Genomic DNA, 3,189 nt, shown 5'->3' with positions numbered 1-3,189 from the left:
GATATATCTCTATCTCGCTAGATAAATTATTTATAAGCAGATCGATGTGTTTTGGTCCACCGCCGTGATCGGCCCTAAGCGTAATAAATAAAATTTTCATTTTTCTTTCTTTAATGACGAACTGGCAAGCAATTCCTTAAGTCTACCTAACCACGTCATTTTTTCCAGATCAAGGGGTAGCCGCTCTTCCTTATTTGAAATACAGCATAAAAACTCCTCTTTATCTTCCGCGAAATGCACATAATCAGCCATATCTTTAATCTGCTCCCACTCCACGCTAACAACCTTTAATCCGCAAGCTAGATACTCATACATCTTTAGCGGATTTATACTATTTACAAGATCAGGATAATCTTTAACATTAAAAGGAATTATGCCCACCTGCGAATTATATAAAAACGCAGGAATTTTATTATACGATATAGCTCCCAAAATATGCACGTTTTTTAGCTCCCTAAGCAAGGATAGATCTTTTTGCTCCGGACCTATTATAATAAAACTATAATTTGGCAAATTTTTAGCACAGTAATATACTAAATCCACATCAAACCAATCGTGTATTGCCCCTACGTAAATTACCCTAGGCTCAGGAATATCTTCAAGCTGTGGCGGCAAAGACCTATCTGCCGTTTTAAAGAAATCAAGATCAATGCCATTTGGTACATATTTCATTTTAGATTTATCTTTTATTTGATCGTATTTTTCTTTTAAATTTCTCGCCGTATAAATGACTGCATCTGCCTTATTCGCGATCTTTATCTCGGCGTCAAACTGCGCGTCAGAAACCGCGCCGAAACCTTTCGCATAATCAGCTATCCTTAAAATCGATTTTTTATAAGTTATTGTGTCCAGCAAAAAGCCGAACAGTGGGCTATCAAACCACAATATATCAACCTCACTAAAACCCCGCTCCTTTATAAAATTTAGCAAACTCGGACATGTAAAATTTTGCCAATTATTTAAAACGAAATTCGACGATAGAAATGGCTTGTTTTGAGGAGTAAAAAAGGAGCGCGGAACATAATAAAAAATGCTCCCCGCACTTTCGCCTCCTTTTTTATAAATTCTTTCCCGCTCTTTCAGCTCGTTGCTATTTGCAAAAATTTTATGTATCGGTGAGATAGGATTTGAGATAAAAAGCACCTCATATCCTAGCTTTTCAAACGCTCTGGCATAATGATGACTACCGACCTGAAACGGCGAAGTATAGTAATTCGCAACAGCCATTAAAACTTTTTTAGACATTTTTCATCAACTTTCCATATCCGTTTGAATATAACTCAAATTTACTATAATAAAATTCCTTGTTCGACATATCGGCAATCTCCAATTTGTCCTCTTTTACCTCAAATTTTCTAATAATTTTTACGCCCTTGTATTCTGCGGCTAGGCTTATAAAATTTTCTCCAAAATCCGCCACTTCGCATCTACACTCCGCAAACATTCCAAATAGTCCTATCGCCCCCTCGCCCCAACTATTTTGCTCCAGATCTTCCACGATCGGCACGTTGTGTACCTTGGCGCTTCGAAATTCATTTCTTCTGCCGGGGAGTGGCGTATAAAGATATGAACCTGGATCTCTTGCTATATCCAGCCCGTCTATCCACAGCTCGTAGCCCAGCTTATCATTGTGCGTATGCCCACCGTGACCCCTTTGCCCAAGCGGCGTAGCGCAGATGGCGAGGTAAAATTTATTGGACTTAAAGATAAAAATTCCGCTGTCGGGATAAAATATATTTTTGATCTCTTGCAAATTTGGAATTTTAAATTCTATGCTTTTTCGGTACGGCAGTTCGCTAAATTTTACGCCCGAAGCGATCGGGCTTTTATATGTTTTATCTCCTGCTTGCAGCGTGCGCCCTGCGAGCGAGTGAGCAAAGCTCCTCTCAAAGCGCATATCGTTTTTAAATATCTTATAGTCAAAAATTCCGCCCATGCAGCTAATTAACGCGGAATGGTTTAAAATATTTTCGTCCCAAAACGGCTCGTCGCCGCCCTCAAAGCCGCTTAAATTTAGATATTTTCGCGCGACTTGTTCATTGCTCAAGAACTCGCCGTTTGGGCTAAATTTAAAAAACCTACCGCTGTCGTTATCGCCGAATTGCGGTACTTCGCCGCTTGGCTTTGTAATGTCCGCGGTAAACCTGCCGATTTTATACAGCCTGTCCACGAACCACTGCGGCAGCGCGATTTGACCGTTTAGAATTTTAAATTCCTGCTTCTCCGGCGGCAAAAGCTTCGGCTTTTTGCGCCAAAGCTTTGCATCGTAATTTTGCAAAGATGAAATTTTCTCGCTTTTTAGACCCAGTATCAGAGCCGTGACATACGCCATCAGCTCGCCGCTTAGGCGGTGATAGCTCGTAGAACTCTCGAAATTTCCGCCATCCTCGTAAAATTCCTTTTTCATTTCACTGATTACTTCTTGCACGGCAAATGCCAGCCACGCGTCTATCTCGCCGCCGCCGTCCAAATACGCGCACGCAAACAGCAGCCCCACGATGTCGCTTAGATAGTGATTTGACGTAAGATGCGGCGAATATTCTAAATTATTTAAGATATGAAGCGCATGCTCGTAGACGCTATTTGAAAAGGTCTGTTTAAAATCCGCATCCAAAATTCCGCCCTCATCCATCTGGCAAAACATATCGTAAGCCGCCAGCATATTAGCGACCCTGATGCCCACGTCCATCGTACAGGTCCAATTTACACCCATTCGAGGCGGATTGTTGCGGATAAAATCTAAAATTTGGTTTTTAAATTCTTTTAAATTTTGCTCCTTTAAACTCGGATCCACCATCGCAAAAATAGCAAGCTGCGGCAAGTGCTGAAGCCTCGCAAGCTCCCACGGCACCTTTATGTCGCTGCCGGGCTTATGGGCTATGCGCTGGTCTTTGTACCATTTTTTTTCGCTCCACCGAAAGCCGCTTTTAAAATCCTTTTGCCAATCAATCGGCTCGTAGCATTCGGGCGCATTCGCGGGTGCGGCGGCGTTCATATCGTATTTGTATCCATCAAGCCCGAGCACCGCGCTATCATAGCTATTTTTCACCCACCCGCTACCGAGCAGATCAAATTTATGCTCGATGTACATTTTAGATAGATATTTTGCGACATCCGGATCGATATTTGATACATCTAAATTTTTTATATTTATATAGCTAGTTTTTATGGTCGGAATATTAAAATTTA

General features: G+C 41.4%; 2 protein-coding genes. Both read right to left on the bottom strand.

The genetic code is table 11. From position 1 onward, the window contains the following. Positions 1-96: 96 nt before the first annotated feature. Positions 97-1,227 (bottom strand): glycosyltransferase, encoded by a 1,131-nt coding sequence (locus Q0537_RS09625; protein WP_299227602.1) that lies wholly within the window; start codon positions 1,225-1,227, stop codon positions 97-99. 10 nt (positions 1,228-1,237) lie between these two features. Further along, on the bottom strand, positions 1,238-3,189 hold a 1,952-nt coding region (locus Q0537_RS09620; RefSeq protein ID WP_299227599.1), incomplete at its 5' end, for an alginate lyase family protein.

It is taken from the genome of uncultured Campylobacter sp. (genome assembly GCF_938017775.1).
Classification (GTDB): Bacteria; Campylobacterota; Campylobacteria; order Campylobacterales; family Campylobacteraceae; genus Campylobacter_B.
The sequence above is the reverse complement of the archived record's forward strand: the minus strand, read 5'-3'. Positions and strand labels throughout refer to the sequence as shown.